The organism is Chryseobacterium hilariae, from assembly GCF_051400735.1.
Taxonomy (GTDB): Bacteria; Bacteroidota; Bacteroidia; order Flavobacteriales; family Weeksellaceae; genus Chryseobacterium.
Genome location: NZ_JBLFFJ010000003.1, coordinates 145,842 through 165,518, shown reverse-complemented (window position 1 = coordinate 165,518; position 19,677 = coordinate 145,842). Strand labels below are relative to the sequence as shown.

The 19,677-nt window shown below is 38.1% G+C and carries 22 protein-coding genes; 8 read left to right on the top strand and 14 right to left on the bottom strand.

The features are described from left to right. Nucleotides 1-13: 13 nt before the first annotated feature. From ACMGDK_RS10255 to ACMGDK_RS10235, 5 genes are all read right to left on the bottom strand, one after another. Nucleotides 14-502, bottom strand: a complete 489-nt coding sequence (locus ACMGDK_RS10255; RefSeq protein WP_436807866.1) for a DUF6438 domain-containing protein — start codon at nt 500-502, stop codon at nt 14-16. Nucleotides 503-565: 63 nt separating this feature from the next. Then, nucleotides 566-1,357, bottom strand: a complete 792-nt coding sequence (locus ACMGDK_RS10250) for a hypothetical protein (RefSeq protein WP_436807865.1) — start codon at nt 1,355-1,357, stop codon at nt 566-568. Nucleotides 1,358-1,360: 3 nt separating this feature from the next. Beyond that, nucleotides 1,361-2,344 (bottom strand): GTPase ObgE, encoded by a 984-nt coding sequence (obgE, locus tag ACMGDK_RS10245; RefSeq protein WP_436807864.1) that lies wholly within the window; start codon nt 2,342-2,344, stop codon nt 1,361-1,363. Between the two features lie 67 nt (nt 2,345-2,411). Next, nucleotides 2,412-2,990: an adenylate kinase gene (locus tag ACMGDK_RS10240; RefSeq protein ID WP_436807863.1), complete on the bottom strand. Its 579-nt coding sequence runs from the start codon at nt 2,988-2,990 to the stop codon at nt 2,412-2,414. A 126-nt stretch (nt 2,991-3,116) separates the two neighbouring features. After that, on the bottom strand, nt 3,117-3,671 hold the full coding sequence (locus tag ACMGDK_RS10235) for a phosphoribosyltransferase (RefSeq protein ID WP_223558909.1): 555 nt from the start codon (nt 3,669-3,671) through the stop codon (nt 3,117-3,119). A 416-nt stretch (nt 3,672-4,087) separates the two neighbouring features. On the opposite strand from ACMGDK_RS10235, the gene ACMGDK_RS10230 reads away from it, so the two are divergent. Beyond that, a complete protein-coding gene (locus ACMGDK_RS10230) occupies nt 4,088-5,677 on the top strand; it encodes an ABC-F family ATP-binding cassette domain-containing protein (RefSeq protein ID WP_436807862.1) in 1,590 nt (529 codons plus the stop codon). 220 nt (nt 5,678-5,897) lie between these two features. Here the strand turns inward: ACMGDK_RS10230 and ACMGDK_RS10225 are convergent, their stop codons facing one another. Further along, nucleotides 5,898-6,830, bottom strand: a complete 933-nt coding sequence (locus tag ACMGDK_RS10225; RefSeq protein WP_436807861.1) for an alpha/beta fold hydrolase — start codon at nt 6,828-6,830, stop codon at nt 5,898-5,900. Between the two features lie 215 nt (nt 6,831-7,045). Between ACMGDK_RS10225 and ACMGDK_RS10220 the strand changes: the two genes are divergently transcribed. Beyond that, complete coding sequence (locus ACMGDK_RS10220) at nt 7,046-8,332, top strand: adenylosuccinate synthase (protein WP_436807860.1); 1,287 nt, start codon at nt 7,046-7,048, stop codon at nt 8,330-8,332. A gap of 98 nt (nt 8,333-8,430) precedes the next feature. On the opposite strand, the gene ACMGDK_RS10215 is transcribed toward ACMGDK_RS10220, so the two are convergent. Beyond that, a complete protein-coding gene (locus tag ACMGDK_RS10215) occupies nt 8,431-9,513 on the bottom strand; it encodes an endonuclease/exonuclease/phosphatase family protein (protein ID WP_436807859.1) in 1,083 nt (360 codons plus the stop codon). A gap of 131 nt (nt 9,514-9,644) precedes the next feature. Between ACMGDK_RS10215 and ACMGDK_RS10210 the strand changes: the two genes are divergently transcribed. Beyond that, nucleotides 9,645-10,085 (top strand): nuclear transport factor 2 family protein, encoded by a 441-nt coding sequence (locus ACMGDK_RS10210; protein ID WP_436807858.1) that lies wholly within the window; start codon nt 9,645-9,647, stop codon nt 10,083-10,085. Nucleotides 10,086-10,156: 71 nt separating this feature from the next. Further along, nucleotides 10,157-10,534, top strand: a complete 378-nt coding sequence (gene gloA2 / locus ACMGDK_RS10205; protein WP_436807857.1) for an SMU1112c/YaeR family gloxylase I-like metalloprotein — start codon at nt 10,157-10,159, stop codon at nt 10,532-10,534. Between the two features lie 2 nt (nt 10,535-10,536). On the opposite strand, the gene ACMGDK_RS10200 is transcribed toward gloA2, so the two are convergent. After that, entirely contained in the window at nt 10,537-10,920 is a 384-nt protein-coding gene (locus ACMGDK_RS10200; protein ID WP_436807856.1) for a DUF1634 domain-containing protein, read from the bottom strand. After that, nucleotides 10,920-11,750 carry a sulfite exporter TauE/SafE family protein gene (locus tag ACMGDK_RS10195; RefSeq protein ID WP_111960971.1) on the bottom strand — a complete coding sequence of 277 codons (831 nt, stop codon included), beginning with the start codon at nt 11,748-11,750 and terminating at the stop codon, nt 10,920-10,922. The genes ACMGDK_RS10200 and ACMGDK_RS10195 overlap by 1 nt, the downstream gene beginning before the upstream one ends. A gap of 86 nt (nt 11,751-11,836) precedes the next feature. On the opposite strand from ACMGDK_RS10195, the gene ACMGDK_RS10190 reads away from it, so the two are divergent. The 3 genes from ACMGDK_RS10190 (at nt 11,837) to ACMGDK_RS10180 (ending at nt 14,147) form a co-directional block, all read left to right on the top strand. Then, nucleotides 11,837-12,388: a DUF1543 domain-containing protein gene (locus ACMGDK_RS10190; RefSeq protein ID WP_436807855.1), complete on the top strand. Its 552-nt coding sequence runs from the start codon at nt 11,837-11,839 to the stop codon at nt 12,386-12,388. A gap of 40 nt (nt 12,389-12,428) precedes the next feature. Further along, complete coding sequence (locus ACMGDK_RS10185) at nt 12,429-13,541, top strand: 5-(carboxyamino)imidazole ribonucleotide synthase (RefSeq protein ID WP_436807854.1); 1,113 nt, start codon at nt 12,429-12,431, stop codon at nt 13,539-13,541. 411 nt (nt 13,542-13,952) lie between these two features. Beyond that, nucleotides 13,953-14,147 (top strand): bacteriocin-like protein, encoded by a 195-nt coding sequence (locus ACMGDK_RS10180; RefSeq protein WP_436807853.1) that lies wholly within the window; start codon nt 13,953-13,955, stop codon nt 14,145-14,147. Nucleotides 14,148-14,213: 66 nt separating this feature from the next. On the opposite strand, the gene ACMGDK_RS10175 is transcribed toward ACMGDK_RS10180, so the two are convergent. The 4 genes from ACMGDK_RS10175 to ACMGDK_RS10160 form a co-directional block, all read right to left on the bottom strand. Next, a complete protein-coding gene (locus ACMGDK_RS10175) occupies nt 14,214-16,337 on the bottom strand; it encodes a cation:proton antiporter (protein WP_436807852.1) in 2,124 nt (707 codons plus the stop codon). Between the two features lie 9 nt (nt 16,338-16,346). Further along, the gene (locus ACMGDK_RS10170; protein ID WP_436807851.1) at nt 16,347-16,913 is read right to left on the bottom strand and encodes a hypothetical protein; all 567 of its coding nucleotides are present in this window, start codon (nt 16,911-16,913) and stop codon (nt 16,347-16,349) included. Between the two features lie 242 nt (nt 16,914-17,155). Next, complete coding sequence (locus ACMGDK_RS10165) at nt 17,156-18,061, bottom strand: DMT family transporter (protein WP_436807850.1); 906 nt, start codon at nt 18,059-18,061, stop codon at nt 17,156-17,158. Nucleotides 18,062-18,206: 145 nt separating this feature from the next. Beyond that, the gene (locus ACMGDK_RS10160) at nt 18,207-18,347 is read right to left on the bottom strand and encodes a bacteriocin-like protein (RefSeq protein WP_157963416.1); all 141 of its coding nucleotides are present in this window, start codon (nt 18,345-18,347) and stop codon (nt 18,207-18,209) included. A gap of 199 nt (nt 18,348-18,546) precedes the next feature. On the opposite strand from ACMGDK_RS10160, the gene purE reads away from it, so the two are divergent. Further along, the gene (purE, locus tag ACMGDK_RS10155; RefSeq protein WP_436807849.1) at nt 18,547-19,050 is read left to right on the top strand and encodes a 5-(carboxyamino)imidazole ribonucleotide mutase; all 504 of its coding nucleotides are present in this window, start codon (nt 18,547-18,549) and stop codon (nt 19,048-19,050) included. A 143-nt stretch (nt 19,051-19,193) separates the two neighbouring features. On the opposite strand, the gene yiaA is transcribed toward purE, so the two are convergent. Continuing rightward, complete coding sequence (gene yiaA, locus ACMGDK_RS10150; protein WP_034728978.1) at nt 19,194-19,586, bottom strand: inner membrane protein YiaA; 393 nt, start codon at nt 19,584-19,586, stop codon at nt 19,194-19,196. Between the last annotated feature and the right edge of the window lie 91 nt (nt 19,587-19,677).

The following is a 19,677-nucleotide window of genomic DNA, read 5'->3' as shown; positions in this document are numbered from 1 at the left end:
ATTTTTAAACGGATTATTTTACTTTTGTCCACTGTTGATTGTGTCTCAGTTCTTCAATGAACATATACACTTCTCTCAGTTTTTCAGTTCCTCTTTTGCCGTAGTCTTCTACGTTTTTGGAAGTTCCGTCAGTAAAATTAATTCTCAGATATGATGTCGACAGATCCGTAATATTTCTTGTTCCGTATTTGTCTTTTAGATTTTTCACGTCAAGACCATTCAGTAGAGAAACCAATTTGTTATAATCTGCTTCCTTGATCACCCCTTTAAAAGTTCCTTCACGCGGTTTTGAAAATTCACCTTTTGAAAAATCTTTTGAGAAATTAAAATGTTCCGCTTCCAGTATGGCTGTTCTGTCCGGATTGATGGTCATCGTGAAAATAGGGCAGGATCCGAAACATGCTCCTGCTTCATATTCAATTTTAGCATATTTTGAATCGGTTTTCTGGGTTGTGCAGGAAAATAAGAATATAAATGCACAAAGACTTAGTATATATTTCATAGCGGATGCTTTCTCTGGTTTCTTTCAATAATTATTCCAAATGCAGAACAGTCTCAGTAGAAGCTATTCCAGAGATGAAACACAACAGCCTTTGGTGAATGATAATCTTAGCAGTACAGAATCGTTATCGATTGATTCATAATGCTTTGTTCTCTTTTTTGAAGAGCTGTAATGGGAATAGTTTTTTATTTCGCCTTTGTCAAACATGATTTTATTTTTGAAGAACAAAGGTTCCATGTCATAAAGGATATTGTTGTTGAAATCCTCATCGCTGTTGGTCACATCCAGTTCAATGATTCCCAGATTCGTTTTTGTTTTATTATTGCGGATAAGATTGTACTTATAATGAGTTAGGTTATTTTCAGCTTTCTTTTCAACCAGTTCTAATATCTGATCGGTTTTTACCTTTTTCCTTTTCCTGATTTCAGCTATTTCCGACTCCAAAGGAATGTCACCGGTGAAATAATCAAAATTTCCGGGTTTGATCTCTTTACTTTCATCCTTGATGGAAACAGGAAGTACAGGATTGGTTTTTTTGTTTAAATTATAAATAATCCCATTTCTACTGTTGTTAAAATACAGAACAGAGAGATCCGTTTCATTTGTGTAATATTCTATAATATCGCTCACCTCATTATCCGTACCATGACCCTCGGCCTTCTTGTAAGTAAGTTTATATTTCAACCTCTTGTTGAACTCATACTTAAAGAATGCCTTATGGTTTAAAGGAGCCGCCTCATCCTGTTTGGATGTTTCCATGAATGAAAAGCTGTCCTGAGCATAAGTCAGGGCAGGCAGGAGAAATGAAACAAAAATAACAGCAGGTGCTGTTATTTTTTTTAATGAGTGTATCATCTTTTAGCCGTGAAGTTTTTTCCAGATTGCGTCTTTCAGTTCTACAAGGCCTTCTCCCGTAACGCCGGAGAAAAATAACGGCTTTCTGTTTTCAGGGAATTCAGCAGAAATTTCTTTTTTCAGCTCATCATCCAGAAGATCGGATTTTGAAATAGAAATGATGAAATCTTTATCCAAAAGTTCAGGATTGTATTCCGTTAATTCATTTTCCAGAATTTTAAACTCCTGGAAATGACTTTCAGAATCAGCCGGAATTAAGAATAATAAGATGGAATTTCTTTCAATATGTCTTAAAAACCTGTGTCCCAAACCTTTTCCTTCAGCAGCGCCTTCAATGATTCCCGGAATATCAGCCATTACAAATGATTTGTAATTTCTGTAGTCCACGATACCAAGATTGGGGGTCAGAGTTGTAAATGCATAATTCGCGATCTTAGGTTTTGCAGCAGATACGGACGCAAGAAGGGTAGATTTTCCGGCATTTGGAAAACCGACTAACCCTACATCGGCTAAAATTTTAAGCTCGAAAACAACAAAGCCTTCCTCGCCATCCATTCCCGGTTGCGCGTATCTTGGAGTCTGGTTGGTAGAAGATTTGAAATGCTCGTTTCCTTTTCCTCCTTTTCCTCCCTGCATCAAGATAATTTCCTGCTTGTCTTCAAGGATTTCGCCGATAATTTCTCCATCTTCATTTTTCGCGATAGTTCCAATCGGAACATCGATATAAATATCATCACCGTCAGCACCGGTCAGCTGGTTTTTCGCTCCGTTTTCACCACGGTCAGCTTTTATGTGACGGGTGTATCGAAGTGGAAGTAAAGTCCATTCCTGAGCATTTCCTCTCATAATGACGTGTCCGCCACGGCCTCCGTCACCTCCATCCGGACCACCTTTAGGAATATATTTTTCACGGCGGAGGTGGGCAGAACCAGCACCTCCGTGTCCGCTTTTACAATGGATCTTTACGTAATCTACAAAGTTAGACATATAGTTTGTGTTGCGGGTTGCGGCTTATGGGATTCGAATTTTTCCAATCCCGTACACCCTATCCCGATTATTTAATTTTTTCGACTTCAGCGAAAAGCTTTTGGGAAATTTCGTCAATTTCTCCTACGCCGTTTACTTCAACATATTTTCCCTGCTGCTTGTAAAGTTCGGCAACTTCTGCTGTTTTAGTGTAATATTCTTTAATTCTGTTTTCAATGATTTCTACATTGCTGTCGTCAGATCTTCCGCTGGTTTCCCCTCTTTTCAGAAGTCTTTCCACTAAAGTTTTGTCCTCTACCACCAATGAAAGACAGATATCAATCTTGTCGTTCAGCTCTTCTGCCACAATTTTTTCCAAAGCTTCCGTCTGGGCAGTAGTTCTTGGATAGCCATCAAAGATAAATCCGTTGGTATCGGTAGGTTTTCTGAGCTCATCGATCAGCATATCCGTTGTTACCTGATCCGGAACCAGTTCTCCCTTATCGATGTAAGACTTAGCCAGTTTTCCAAGCTCGGTATCATTTTTCATGTTGTATCTGAAAAGGTCGCCTGTTGAAATCTGTTTTAAATTGAATTTTTCGATCAGGTTTTGAGCTTGCGTTCCTTTTCCACTTCCTGGAGGGCCGAACAGAACAATGTTTATCATAATGTTGATTCGCTTGCAGCTTCCGGCACTAAGCTTTCAGCCTTTAGCTTTTTTAGTTAATATTTACTTTATTTCGATTTTAATATTTAAAGCTAATGGCTAATAGCCAAAAGCTAGTAGCAGTAATTAATGGTTGATCTGTCCCTCTTCCAGCTGATACAGATTTGAAAGGTTTCTCCCTAATTCATCATAATCAAGACCATAACCAAGAACAAATTTATTTGGAATCTCTTTTCCGATATAATCCAGCTTGAAATCTTTTTTGTAAACATCAGGCTTCAGTAAGAATGAAGCCAGCTTTACAGATTTCGGACGCTGTGTTTCCGTGAAATATTTGAACAGACTCTCAACCGTATTTCCTGTATCCACAATATCTTCTACAAGAATAATGTGACGGTCTTTTACGTCTTTAGTCAGCTCCATTTTCTGGTAAACAATCCCTGTAGACTCTGTTCCTGCATACGAACTCATTTGGATGAAAGCAATTTCGCATTCGCCCGGATAGTATTTTAAAAGATCTGAGAAGAACATGATCACCCCGTTCAGAACCCCGATGAAAACAGGAACCTCGTCTTTGTAATCTTCATAAATCCTTAACGCTGTTTCTTTTACAATTTCCTGAATTTCGGCGTCCTTCAGATAAGGAACGAAAGTTTTGTCGTGAACTTTAATGCTTTCCATAAAAAATTTTAGTAGTCGGCAAAGTTACGGATTTTTGATTAAAATCTTTTGTACTTTTATTCCGGATTTAATAAACATATCATTTAAAAAGATTATCTTGAGATAATTCATCTTTAAAAACTTTAATTAACGTAAAACATCCAGGAAAATCTTCAGTTTACAGGTCCTTTACATAAATGGAATTCTGATCCCATAATTTATCTCATTGTAAAAATATTAGGCTTTTGAGTTATTTACATTAGTTTTTTATATGAAGATTTAATGTTTTTTATATGAAAAAAATGAATAATTAATAATTTTATATCTTTGCATTTCTAAAACCTAATTATACGACATGTAGGATTCAATTTCTTTCCGATTTTATCAAACAGTGGCCAAAGCGCTGCTGATGTTTAACTATTACTAAGAAAGAAATAATGATTTTACTTCAAAATATAACTTACGGGTTTCCGGGAGGGGATCTCCTTTTTAATTCAATTAATTTAACCATACAACCTCACACCGTATCGGCATTAGCAGGAAGCAACGGTATTGGGAAATCTACACTCCTGAAGATTATGGGTCAGGAGATTCAACCTTTGGAAGGAAATGTAACTGTTAAGGGTGATGTATACAATGTTCCGCAGATGTTTGGAAATTTTGATCATCTGACTGTTGCTGAATGTCTTAAAATTGATAAAAAGCTGAATGCTCTTCAAAAGATCGCAAGTGGCGAAGTGGATGAAGCCTATTTTGAAATTTTAAATGACGACTGGGACATTGAGGAACGCTGCCAGAATGCATTAAATTACTGGAAGCTTGAAGACCTGGAATTAAGTCAAAAACTGGAAAGCTTAAGCGGAGGACAGAAAACAAAGGTTTTTCTGGCTGGTATTCAGATCAGTCAGCCGGACATTATTATTCTGGATGAGCCTACGAATCACCTCGATCTGGAAGGACGAAATCTGTTATATAATTTTATTGAAAAAACAAATTCGACTGTTGTGATTGTGAGTCATGACCGTACTTTGCTGAATTTGGTCGATGCTATTTTTGAATTAAGCAATCAGGGAATTTCTACCTATGGTGGAAATTATGACTTTTATGCTGAACAGAAAGAAATAGAGCAGGAAGCCCTCCAGAACGATATTCATGCTAAGGAAAGGGCCCTGAAAAAGGCAAAAGAAAAGGAGCGGGAAACGATAGAACGCAAACAGAAACTGGATGCAAGAGGAAAACAGAAGCAGGAAAAATCCGGCGTAGCGAGAATTATGATGAATACTCTCCGGAATAATGCTGAAAAAAACACTTCCAGATTAAAAGGTGTTCATGCTGAAAAAATCAGCGGTATTTCCGGTGATCTTCGCGATCTGCGTTCTTCACTGAAAAATTCCGATCAGATGAAAGTGAATTTCAATGATTCCAATCTGCATTCCGGAAAAATTCTGATCAGTGCGGAAGATATTAATTTCAAATACGGACATGAAAACCTCTGGAAAAATAACATAAGTCTTGAGATCAGGAGTGGTAACAGAATTTCTATCAAGGGCTCAAACGGATCGGGGAAAACAACTTTGATAAAACTGTTGTTGGGAGGTTTGCAACCAACTGTTGGAGATATTTCGAGATCAGAATTTAATACGATTTACGTTGATCAGGAATATTTCTTGATTGGACAGGAAGTTAGTGTCTATGATTTTGTACAGCAATTTAATAATGGTGCAATGCAGGAATCTGAAGTGAAAACTCTGTTGTCCAGATTTCTGTTTGGAAAAGAAGCCTGGGATAAGAAATGTGGAGTGCTGAGCGGAGGAGAACGTTTGAGACTGCTTCTCTGCGGACTTTCTATAAGCAGTACAGCGCCTGATGTTATGATCCTGGATGAGCCGACGAATAATTTGGATCTGCAGAACGTGGAAATTTTAACCGCATCTATTAAAGATTATAAAGGAACACTGTTGGTGATTTCGCATGATGAGATATTTCTTGAGGAAATCGGGGTGGAAAGGGAGATTGTTTTAGATTAAATAGAAGCATTATATCCTGGTGTTTTATGCTCTCGCGGATTTTGCAGATTGGGCAGATGCCTACGTGGTATTTTTGTCATTGCGAGGAGCGTAGCGACGAAGCAATCTCTTCTAATGTTGACATGGAATAGAATTAGATTGCTTCACCTGCGGTTCGCAATGACAATAGAGATTGCATTGGTTGAAAAATTCCCACAGATTCACTGATGACACGATAATGTTATAAATGCTTTAAAATCCACTGGTATATATCATTGAAGACATCTTCCCGGATTTCCTCATTTAATATTTCATGTCGCATTTCGGGATAGATTTTCGTATTTACATCTTTAAATCCATCCTGCTTCAAATGATTGACGGTCTGTAACACGCCTTTGCTGAAATCACCTATCGGATCATTCTGTCCGCTGATAAACAGAAAAGGAAAAGACTTTGAAATAGTGTTTGCCCAGCTTCTTGCTGTAGCCTTTTTGTAAATACTGAACAGCGCATAAAACGCGTTATTGGTAAAAGGAAGTCCGCAAAGCCCGTCTTCAGAAAAAGCTTTTCTGTTGGCCGGGTTCAGGCTGAGCCAGCTTGTATCACTGAAATCCGGATCTTTTTTAAAATGCTTGTTATTGACAATATTGAAAAGAGTATTGAGATAAGTCGGATAATGCGGTGCTATTTTGTTCGCTAATGAAAGATAACCTTTTATCAGACTGATGCCGGTCAGGGGGCCTCCTGTTCCTGTAATAACAGCTCCGGTAAATTGGCTGCCGATTTTCTGAAGAAGACAACGTGTAACAAATGATCCCATAGAATGTCCAAGAACGAAGTGGGGAACATCCGGATATTGTTGGTGAAGATATTTACTCACTGCTTCAGCATCTGAAATAAGTTTTTCATCAGGTTGGTCCAGCTGGAAAAACCCGATGTCTTTTTTGTCTTTCACAGATTTTCCATGTCCCAGATGATCATAGGTGATTACAGCCAAACCCCGGTCGGCAAAATAACTGGCAATTTCAGCATATCTTCCGCTGTGTTCCTGCATACCGTGAATGATGAGCATAGTAGCTTTTACAGGAACTGCATCGGGAGTGAATAGAGTGTGGAAGAGCTTTACTTCGCTTGAGGAAGATGGGGAGAGAAAGGATGATTTTTGTGATGCCATATTGGGTTGTCTTTGTTGTTTCAGATGACAATCAAAGATACTGAATTAATAATTTCCTTTTTTACATGAAATATTTTGGACCGTCTATCATGATAAAGAAATTTTTATATAATAAGCACATGATTTTCACTCTACAAAAAAATAAATTTCTCTCATAATTTGCCCACCCTATTTTTAAAAAGTAATTTTGCATGAATCTAAAATAAAAGTAAAATATGTCAACTTACGTAGTTGTAGGTCTTCAGTATGGAGATGAAGGTAAAGGAAAAATCACGGATGTTTTATCGGCTAAATCGGATTATGTTGTTCGTTTCCAAGGTGGAGACAACGCTGGTCACACGGTTTATGTAGGCGAAGAAAAATTTGTACTTCACCTTCTTCCTTCTGGTGTACTGCAGTGCAAAGGGAAGTGTATCATTGCTAATGGAGTAGTGGTAAACCCAAAATCTTTCATTAAAGAGGTTGGCCAGATTGAAAGCAAAGGCTTGAGAACTGACCACATTTTTATCAGCAGAAGAGCGCATGTGATCATGCCTTACCACATTCTTTTGGATACGTACCGTGAAGAAGAACACGGAGGAACTCAGATCGGGACTACTAAGAAAGGAATCGGGCCATGTTATGAAGATAAGATCGCAAGAATCGGGATTAGAATGGTAGACCTTTTAAACCCTGAAATCTTAAGAGACAAAATTGAGAAAAACTTAAAAGTTAAAAATTCTCTTTTTGAAAAATACTACGGAAAGCCAACACTGGATGTAGAGGAAATTTATAATGAATTTTTAGCCATCGGAAAACAGCTTCAGGACAGAATCGTAGATACAGAAGTTGAATTGAATGAGGCTATCAGAGACGGTAAAAATGTTTTATTCGAAGGAGCTCAGGCATTGATGCTGGATATCGACTTCGGGACATATCCGTACGTAACTTCTTCTTCACCTTCTACAGGAGGTGTTTGTACAGGAGCCGGTGTACCGCCGACTTCACTTCAAAACCTTATCGGTGTTGCCAAAGCCTATTGTACAAGAGTAGGAAACGGGCCTTTCCCTTCCGAGCTGGATAACGAATTAGGAGAAAAAATCAGACAGATCGGTGGTGAATTTGGAGCTACAACCGGCAGACCAAGAAGAACAGGCTGGCTAGACCTTGTTTCTTTAAAGCACGCTTGTATGATCAACGGAATCAATAACCTGGTTATTACAAAGTTAGACGTTCTTACAGGAATCGAAAACTTAAAGATTGTAACCCATTATAAAACTGAGGACGGAAAAATCATCGATTATTTCACTTCTTCAACTGAGAAGTTATACAACTACGAGCCAATCTATCACGATTTACCGGGATGGAACGAAGATCTTACAAAAGTAAGAAGCTATGACGAACTTCCGGATAGCGCTCAGAAGTACATCGAATTCATTGAGGAGTACTTGGGAATCAACGTATATTTGGTTTCTGTAGGTCCTGAAAGAAGCCAGAATATTATCAGAAAAGAGTTATTCTAAAATTCAGAATACAATAAAAATAAGAAAGAGACTGTCATCATATGATAGTCTCTTTTTTTATGGGGTAAATTAAAAAACGACTCGTGTGAGAGGGTATTTTAGCCTTCAGTCACTATTTCATCACGGTTGCCGTCTTCTTCCTTTCCTTCCTGAATCATTTCTTCTGCTTCCGCTTTCTCTTCCTGAGTGGCTTCCTGAACCCGTTCTTCCTGTTCATCATTGTGATGGTCTATGAAAAACTCACAATATACCGGAAGATGGTCTGACCCAAAATTTTCCAGGGTTTTAAGCTCATTGATAAAAATATCCTCACTGTGGAACATCAGATCGATAGGGAATCTCAACAGACGGTATCTGGCGTGAAAGGTAGAGACAAAAGAACGCCCGATCCTGGGATCAATCAAATGACTCGTTTTCCTGAATAGTATGGATGATTTCGACCATGCCACATTATTAAAATCTCCCACAACAATAACCGGTTCGTGGATCTCTTTTACCCGTTTTGCTGCACTTAAAAGATCACCGTCTCTCTCTTTTGATGTTTCCTCTTCAGTAGGACTTGGCGGAGGCGGATGTACCCCGAAAAATACAAACGAAAAGCCATCTTCAGTCTTTAGATGTACTTCAATGCTCGGAATATCATCAGCCACGAAATAATGCGTCTGTGCACTCTTAATCTCAATTTTAGAGTAGAAGTGCATTCCGTAGGTGTTTTCAAGAGTTACTTTATGCTGGAACGGATAATCTTTTTCAAGAACTTTCATAGCCTGTTCCCATTCTCCGTTGCTTTCCATAGTCATAAAGACTTCAGGTCTGTATTTTTTAATAAGTTGAATAAATCTGTCATATTCCTTATTAAACTGATAAACATTGGCAGAAATGAAATGCAGTTTTTGAGAAGATTGATGCTGTTGCTTATGCTTTTTGACCGGATAAAGCGGAGTATACTTTACTAGCGTGACCCCATGATGAACAAACAGTAAGAGTAGAAGACCCTGCCCATACCAGAAATGCTGAGGATGATCAATCAGAAGTCCTACAATAAAAGTAATCAAAACAGCATACGTAATCTGAATCTTACCAAATTCCGGAACCCTGAATATCCAATGGGAATTCTGAATTTTAGGCAACAGTGTCAAAAGCACCAGCAATCCGATTAACGACAAATAAATACTCCACATAAAATTTAATCAACGGATAAAAATAGTTTATTTTTTATACAATTCAAATCAATTCGTTTTTTAAGCTTTGTTGATTTAATAGTTTACCATATTTTTCCTATTTTTATTCTGTCAGATTAATTAAAATCCATATGAATAAACTTATTGCAGCTGCTCTGCTCTTCGGTAGTTTCTGTTTCGGACAGCAGAACCAGGAAATAGAAAAACCGATCCGTAATCTGTTTTTAGGAATGAAAAATGCAGATCCTGAACTGATGAAATCTGCTTTTGCAGAAGGAGCTATTCTTCAGAGTATTACAAAAGACGGAACAGTAAAAAATGAAAACGTACAGGAATTTATTGCTTCCGTTTCCAAATTTTCAAAGGATGATCTTGATGAAAGAATTGTCATTGATGCTGTACATACAGATGGCGGACTTGCCAGTGTTTTTACGCCTTATTCTTTCTTCTTTAAAGGTAAATTTTCACATTGCGGGGCGAACAGCTTTCAATTGGTCAAGCAGCAGAATGACTGGAAAATTCAGTACATCATCGATACCAGAAGAAAAGAAAACTGCAGAGAATTAAAATAATAAAGGATAGAATCAATCTGTTATTCACTTCCAATCTATGGAAAGCTGAAGGAAAAAGTAAAATATGTAAAATGAAGATCCATCACATTGCCATTATATGCTCAGATTATAAAGTTTCAAAAAAATTTTATACTGAAGTTTTAGGCCTTAGTATTATCCGCGAAGTTTACCGTGAAGAAAGACAGTCATATAAGCTTGACCTTGCTATCGGGGACCATTACGTTATTGAACTGTTCTCGTTTCCTGAGCCTCCGCCAAGACCTTCCCGCCCTGAATCATGCGGTTTAAGGCATCTGGCCTTTTCGGTAGAGAATGTAGAAAGCAAAAGAAAAGAGCTTATAGAAAAAGGTCTCATCTGTGAAGATATCCGCATAGATGAATACACGGGAAAAGAATTCTTCTTTACCCAGGATCCGGACCGGCTTCCGCTGGAGTTTTATGAAATGTAAAATTAGTGAGCGTAACCTGCAAAGAAGCTAACAGCCATAATGGCCAGAACAATTGAGGAAATGACTACATACACGTAGTCTTTTTCTTTTAAATACCCTACCAGTGCAAAAATAATCCTAACCAGAGGTGTAAAGATCAGCAGCAGTATTCCAAGCTGAATAATAGCCATACCTTCTCCTTTGCATAAAGAACTCCAAAACATTCCCCATACCTTTTCAGAAGAGGAACCCATGTCCAGAGAAGTGTATTTTTTAGGCATTTTAAAGCCTTCCATGAAAAGTTTGATAAAGCCGATCAATGATGTTGCCACTGACAAAATAACGCCCAGTCTCAGAAGATTTCCTACCGAACGGTTCAGATCCACATCTGTAAAATTCTTTCTCATTATCTGAAACTTTTATTGATACCGTTATACATCATATATATTGATAAGATGGTGATCACAATCGCAAAGAATACTTTTAATTTCTTCGTCTTGGATACCATCAGGGTTTTTGAACCAATGAAACTTCCTACTACGACACCAATAAGTACCGGTGCTACAATTACAGGAATAATCTCACCTCTCTGGAAGTAGATCAGGGCACTGGCTACAGCTGTGACACCGATCATAAAGTTACTCGTAGTCGTAGAAACCTTAAATGGCAGCTTCATCATATTGTCCATTGCGAGAACCTTTAAAGCACCGGAGCCGATCCCTAAAAGCCCGGACATCGCGCCGGCGAACAGCATCATCAGAAATCCCGAAACCGTATTTCTTGCAGAATAGCTTTTTAAAACCCCTTTATCAGGAAAAGTTCCGTACAGTTTCAGTTTTTCTTCAAGGCTTCCTTTTATCAAAGGTTCCTGGTGATCAGGTTTTCCCTTAAGATTGATAATAACTGTTAATAAAAGGATGCTCGCAAAGATAATTCCGATTGTATTGGGATTAAGCATTCCGGAAACCAATGCTCCGATAATAGCTCCGGCAGTTGTACCAATTTCCAGGAACATGCCTATCCGCATATTCGTAAACCCTTCCTTCACAAAAGCTACGGCAGCACCCGAAGAAGTACCGATCACAGAAATTAAAGAAGCACCAATGGCATAATGCATCGGAACGCCGAAACCCAGCGTCAATAAAGGAATAATGATGACTCCTCCTCCCAAACCTGTAAGTGAACCCAAAAGACCGGCTGAAACCGCGCCGAGGAACAGAATAATGATTTCTGACATAATTACAAATATAAAACTATTGCGGTACTCTGCCAAACGTTTAAAAAAGATAAATTTGACGTATTTTTGCAGATATGAAAAGTGAAATGAAATTATTTTATATCATTCTCGGTGCAACACCCAAAGGGAGGAATATCGAGCAGCATGACGTTTTTTTCGGGATCGCAGAAAATCTTAAAGATCTCGTTCCCGATATGAAAGATTTCTGGAAAGAAGCGGACGGAAAGATTCATCTAGACTGTTATCAGGAGGTGAGATTTGCAGACGGATATGGGGTGAAGATCATTGAAAAAACAGATCAGCCGTCTGAAGACCAGCTGTATTTCCTTAATTTAGGAGGATACAAAAAAGGTTTTTTTGAAGAATTTCACGAACAGCACCTGATGGTAGGAAAATCAATGGGTGAAATTATTAAAAGGGCCAAGGCAACAGAATTTTATGCAACGATGGGCTTTGAAGGAGCCGTAAGCCATATTGATGATAAACACGGTGTTGATATTGATGATATCTTCAATGTTAATGACATTCTGCCACAAAAAATGAAAGAAAAGTATTCCATTATCCTGACAAAATCTGAGGCAGAGAATCAGGAAAACCCAATAGGACTTGGATATTTGAAGATTGATAAAATTCAATAAAACTTTCCATTAAAATCTAATAGAAAAAATAAAAGTAAGAATGAAAATAGGAATTTTAGGAGGCGGACAGCTTGGAAGAATGCTGATACAAAGCGCACTGAAATACGATGACCAATTTTATACACTGGATCCTGCTTCCGATGCACCATGCAGCAGCATCTCCCATTTTACGCAGGGAAATTTCAACGATTATGATACGGTACTGAATTTCGGGAAAGATAAAGACGTAATCACCATCGAAATAGAACACGTTAATGCCGATGCTTTGGCAGAGCTTGAAAAGCAGGGTGTAAAAATAGTCCCTAATGCTGCTATTATTAAAACCATCCAGCAAAAGATCCTCCAGAAAGAATTCTACAAAACATACGATATTCCAAGTCCTGAATTTCAGGTTGTTTGGAACAGTGAAGAAAAGATCATGATGCCGTTGCCGTTTGTGCAGAAAATGAACACCGGAGGTTATGACGGAAAAGGCGTTCAGGTGATTAAAACAGAAGATGATTATCAGCATTTATGGAAAGAAGCTTCCGTGATCGAAAGTCTGGTAGATATTGACAAGGAACTTTCCGTAATTGTTGCCAGAAACGAAAACGGAGAAACCAAAACTTTTCCTGTAACGGAAATGGTAGCTGATCCAAAGTTGAACCTGTTAGATTTCAATATCTGTCCTGTATTTTTAAACGATGATATTCAGAAGCAGATTGATTCCATTACTGAGAAATTTCTTGCTGCTGTAAACTCGCCCGGCCTTTTTGCCATCGAACTGTTCCTTGATAAAAAAGGAAAAATATGGGTGAATGAAACTGCTCCAAGATTGCATAATTCAGGCCACCAAAGCCAGGAAGGAAATGCCAATTCCCAGTTTGAGCAGATGTATCGCGTTGTCAAAAACCTGCCATTGGCAGACACAGATGCTTTCACCTACAGCGGAATGCTGAACCTTGTTGGAGCAGAAGGACACGCCGGAAAAGTGATCTACGAAGGAATGGATGATGTTCTTAAATTACCGAAAACCTACATTCATCTCTACGGAAAAACCGAAACCAAACCCGGAAGAAAAATGGGACATATCAATGTACTGGCTGATTCCAGGGAAGAACTGATGGAGAAGCTGGTGACGGTGAAAAGTATGGTGAGGGTTATTGCTGAATAAAAACTTAAGATAAAAGATAAAGAGCTGGAAGATCATTACAGCTCTTTTTTTATGTGCGATTAAGCCGTGCGCTTCGTCGAATAAACTTGTTGATTCTGCCTTTGCTTTATCCCAATTCAGAATGATATAAAAAACTTTGCGTGAAAAATATTTTGAAAATTGAGTGACGGATTTTTAATAAGACCTTCTCATTTTTATTCCAAACTATTATGAAAATATTTCATAAAGAAATACTTTGTCATATCTCCAGGATATTACATTAGATTGTGAATTGTGTCTCTTTATAAAGTTTGTTTTACTTTTTTATGTGATTTAATGAAAAAAATATATTGAAATTAAAATAAAACATGTATTTTCATAATGAAAATCCGGAAATATGAAAAATTCGGAGAAACATCAAATATTACTACTATGAAAAACTTAAAAAAAATCTCAAGAGAATCTTTAAAATCTGTAAAAGGAGGAATTACTCCGGAATGTGCACAATGGTGGGGCTCAGGACAGCCATATTATACAAGTCAGGCAGCATGCCTTCAATCTCCAGGCTTTGACCCGGAGAATAATTTTGGATGTCATAATGCTTGTGGACGTTGGTATGTAATGTAATAAGAGTATCTCTTTGATAGCTATAGCCGGAAGAAAAATCTTCCGGCTTTTTTTATTTCAATTCTGTTATTTAAAAATCTTCTGGATCACATTTCCGATCTCTACAAAATCTCCATGGTTCCCCACCGAACGTATTTCCGGGCTGTTTTCGTCAAATTCTGAGAATGGGAAGATGAGCAGATAATTATTATCACTTAAGTATCTGTTCAGCAATTCCGGTATAAGCCTCATTCGTGGAATATAGGACTTCATCCCGCGTTTAGCCATCAGGACAATCAGTGCTTCATCTTCTTTTAGCTTTGCAGCTGTTTTTTCACCGTCCTGCCACGTACTCATAATGATAAATTCAGCCTCTATATTGGCTTTCTTAACGATCTTCTGAAGGATATCCAGAATGTTTTCCGGAGCATAAAAAACTACGCTGGCACCGGAATTTCTTGCAATATTCCATACCCTCAGAATCGCATGGAAGAATCCTGCTTCCTTATGGGCATTTTCCGGAATCATCACGGCATATTTTTTTATTGTGGAGAGTGGCTGTGCTGCATGATATACCAGTACATTCACGTCATCATTCTGAAGATATCCACTGTAAAGGTTGTAGACAAAAGAAGGGGAGAAGCCTTTCTCATCCTCCAGCCCGATGATAAGGTCTGTAATATTCTGTTCTTTAATGACATTTTTAACCCCATTGATCACATCATTGTCATATCTTTTAAGAGTCTGCATTTTAACGTCAGCTGCAGCAGCTGCATCTGCGGCCTGGTGGAGGAGCTTTTCAGCATTTTTTACAGAAGATTCATTTTTATCTTCATTAATGACGTTTAGAGCAAACAGGTTTTCTGTATTAGAGTGGGCTTTGATCAAAATACCTAGATTCACCATCCTTTCCACAGTTTCCTCATGGTTAATAGCCAGAAGGATGTTTTCCTCTTCATGGCTGTTGCCGGAAACTGTATCTTCATTGTCACTTTCTGCAATTTTTTGGGCACTGGCCATTGAAATAAATGAAGAGATTGTACAGGAAATAAGGATCAGAAGAATACTTCCGTTCAGTACATGCTCATTCAGCAATCTTACCGGTTCGCCGGTTTCCGTTTCGGAAAGAATAATATTATATCCCACCATTACAGAGGCTAATGTTGCCGCTGCAGAAGCAGAACTTAGGCCGAAAATAAGCTTTCCTTCCTCCTTGGACAGCCTGAATGTCTTTTGGGTCATTACGGCTGAAATATATTTCCCTCCAATGGATGCAACAAGCATGATTCCTGCTACTTCCAGTGTTTCCCAGCTTTTAAAGAAAACTTTAAAATCGATCAGCATTCCTACACTAATCAGGAAGAACGGAATGAAGATAGCATTTCCTACAAATTCAACTCTGTTCATTAAAGATGAGGTATGCGGAATGAGCCTGTTTAAAACAAGTCCGGCAAAGAACGCCCCGATAATGGCTTCTACTCCGGCAAGCTCAGCAAGCATCGCTGCCAGATAAATCATTACGAGTACAAAAATATACTGTGAAATCTTGTCATCTACCTTTTTGAAGAACCAACGTCCTATGATCGGAAATACAATCAGGACAATCAGGGCAAAAACAATAAAGGAAACGGAGAGTTTAAGCCAAAATTCCGTACCCACATCACCTTGTGACATTCCTACAATTACGGCAAGCACCAAAAGGGCCAGAATATCGGTAATCATCGTTCCTCCGACAGTAATGTTCACTGCTTTATTTTTGGCAATTCCCAGTTTGCTGACTAACGGATAGGCAATCAGCGTGTGTGAAGAAAAAAGACTGGCAAATAGGATCGAGGTCAATATAGAAAAATGCAGCAGATAATAGCCGCCCAGATAACCCAGAACGAAAGGAACAATAAATGTGTAGAGCCCAAACGTAAGGCTTTTCCACTTATTCTTTTTAAAATCGCCCATGTCGATCTCTAATCCTGCAAGAAACATGATATAAAGAAGACCAGTAGTCCCTGTTACAACAATACTGCTGTCCCTTGCCAGCACATTAAAGCCGTTTGGTCCTATTACAGCTCCTGCAATGATAAGCCCCAGGAGATGCGGAACTTTAATTTTATTCAGAAGTAAGGGAGCGGCAAGAATGATGACCAGTACCAACAGGAATTTTAGTACCGGATCTTCTATAGGAAAACTCAGATTGTGTATACTCAGTAAAATCATAGATGTTTTTTATTTTGTGGAACGTACTAATTCGACGGAAAATTTGGCTGTACAGCCGTTGTCGGCAGTAATAGTTCTTGTTCCTTTAAGCTTGGTATCGGAAATATCATTAAGGAGGACATTCATCTCTACTTTCTTTTGAGAAGTGGAATCTGTTCTGAAATTGAGTTTAATCTCATTATTTTCAAATTTACCTGAATAAACCCTTACCAGGTTATTGTTATTAATGATTTTTGCCGACAGATGAATAGAATCGCTGTCGAATTCCCAAGTATCCGTACGCTGATCACCCACTACATAATCACTGCAGTTAGATTCTGTACAAATAACTTTTCCTGTCCAGGGCCCCGAAATTTCTTCTGGCCATAAAACGATCTTCACGGAATCTTTTTTTGCAAAAATACTGTCCCTCATCTTTAACAGAGACTGATATTCAGATTCTTTTTTAGCAAATATTTTTTCTTTTTCGAGCAGTTGTTTTTCTCTTTCAGTCAGGTTTTTTTCTTTTTCCTTATAATCACAGCTAATCAGGAAAAATGAGCCGGTAAGGAGGAGAAAAAATGTGTTTTTAAGCATATTGTCAGTGTTGGGGTAAACAATATAGGAAAAAATAAGCAAAATATAAAATTTCCCTGTTCAAATAAGCTTAAATGAAGGGAAAATGACACTGTTGAAGCAGAAATCCTGAAAAATTAGAACCTGTATAAGAAGTTCACGCAGGTGATTTTTTAAGGATTAATGGATCTGGCTCTTATTGCCAATAATGCTGAAGTTTTGATTTCAATGAATTGGAGTATCCGCATGCGGACAGTTTCATATTATTCTATTTTCTTTTTTTTGAACATTTGCGGATTATAATTAATGATAAATACACCCACGATAATCAGTACGGCAGCAATAATAAATTTAGCGCTGATCTCCTCATTAAGAATCAGCCAGCTTAAAAATATGGAGATGAGGGTATTGATATAGGCAAGGATCGATATCTGCACCGGCGACACTTTGGTTAAAGCATAATGAAAAGCAAAAAATGCTGCTACAGAGCCAAAAACAGCCAGATAAAGCATTGCAGCTATACTTTTTGCACTCCAGTTTTCAAAATTATAATTTTCTGAAAACAAAAATGCAAAGATAAGCTGTACAATTCCGGCAAACAGAAACTGGTAAAACAGATTCAGAAAGATATTACCACTCTGGATATTCATTTTTTTTGTAAAGATTGTTCCTGAGGCCCACCCTGCAATGGCAATAAACAGGAACAGAATGCCTAAGGCATAATCCGGGTTTTTAAGATCATGAATGCCATCCCAAAATATGAAAACAATCCCACTGAAACACATGATGACACCGATAAAGGCTCTTGCATGGAACTTCTGAAGTCCTAACGCCAGGCTTCCCAAAAAAACGAGAATAGGTGAGCAGGCACTGATCAGGGATGTCAGGCTGCTGGTAACTTCTTCTTCGGCTACCGTTGTCATTCCGTTCGCAATAATGAGCATTAATGACGAAAAAATAAGCTGGTACTTCAGGTTTTTCCAGCCAATCCATTTAAATTCTTTCCTGTACAGAAGAATCAGAAACATCATAATGGCGGCCAGAAACTGACGTATTCCGGCGACAAACCATGCGGGAATGGTCTCCACTGCCACCCTGATCGACAAAAAGGTAGTTCCCCATACAATGGCAACGGTCAGTACTGCAAAAGTAAGTTTATAGTCTTTCAATATAGAAATTAAATATGCCAAGCAAATATACAGGTTATGAAATTAAGCAGATGGGTACAGTTGCTGTGTTTTTTGAAGGCCCAGAAGAACAGGTAAAATATGTAACAATAAAAAGAGTACACTTTTTAATGTACTCTTTTGGCTTTTAAGGTTGGAATCCTCCGCATGTGTCAAAAGGAACACACTGCCATTTGCCGTTTCTAAAACAAAGTTGGAATGAGCAGGCCTCCATACCTCCTAAAACTTTTTTTAGTTCTTCTTTTTTAAGCTTTTTTAAATTTTTCATTTGAATAAATTTTTATGTTGGTTAGTAAACAAATATTGTAAAAAAATGATAACACTGAATCAAGATTAACACAGTTTAACTTTTTTTGATTTTATAAAACGAAATATTTTTATCTTTTTTAGACTGAAAAGGCAGGAAGAAATGTATACTTCAAAAAAGATTATATTTTTTTATCTTTGACGATCTAATAAAAATTGAGATGGTAGGAATTATAATGGGCAGCCAGAGCGATCTGCCGATCATGGAACAGGCTGCAGATTTTTTGAAAAGCCTCGATATTCCATACGAACTGACGGTAGTTTCGGCGCACAGAACCCCAGAAAGAATGTTCGACTATGCGAAAACAGCTAAGGAACGAGGCCTTAAAGTGATCATTGCAGGAGCAGGAGGGGCGGCACACCTTCCGGGAATGGTAGCCAGCTGTACCACATTACCTGTGATCGGGGTTCCTATCTTATCCAGCAATTCTATTGACGGTTGGGATTCTGTATTGTCTATCCTTCAGATGCCGGGCGGTATTCCGGTGGCAACAGTTGCTTTAAACGGGGCTTTGAATGCAGGAATTCTGGCTGTCAAGATCCTGGGAAGTGCAGATGAAGCAATCGCTGGAAATCTTCAGAAATATCAGGATTCTTTGAAAGATAAGGTATTGGGAACAGTTGATGATATTAAAGCTCAGCACCCGAATCAATATGATAGGTAGTATAATTGTGAATAGTCAATTGTGAATTGTGAATCTTAGATTTGCTGTCTTTCTTATAATGAAAGCAAAGTGAATGACTTCTTTTTCATAAACTAAAGATTTTATAAAACAAAAACGCTCCGAATACCGGAGCGTTTTTTTATTTATTCCTGGGCCATATTATCCCTTGTATTTTTCTGAACGGAAATAGCGCCAAAAAGGGCGAGGAGAAACGCAAATGCATAAAATCCTTTTTCACTCGGAAGTATAGTGGCATTCCAAAGCCCTATGGCCAATAAGACAATGGAAGAAAGCGTTGCAAACCAGCAGATTCCATAATAGATATCCGTTACCGGGATGTTTTCCAATCTGTCACGGACGGCTTTCTGCAGAGAAACTACGGCAAACAGGCCATAAAGAAGGATAGTAAAGTAATATCCTTTTTCATTGAGCAGCATTTCTGCTCTGGCAAGACCTACGATGAAGCCTATCATCCCTGCTCCCAATGCTACCCAAGATGCGGCTACGAACGCATTTGATACTCTTTGTTTTTTCATTGATTAAATGTTTTTGTTTAAGAGGTTAAATATATTCCATTTTTTCTAATCTTAGTGGCAATGCTAAAAAAATATGGGTAAAATACGGAGA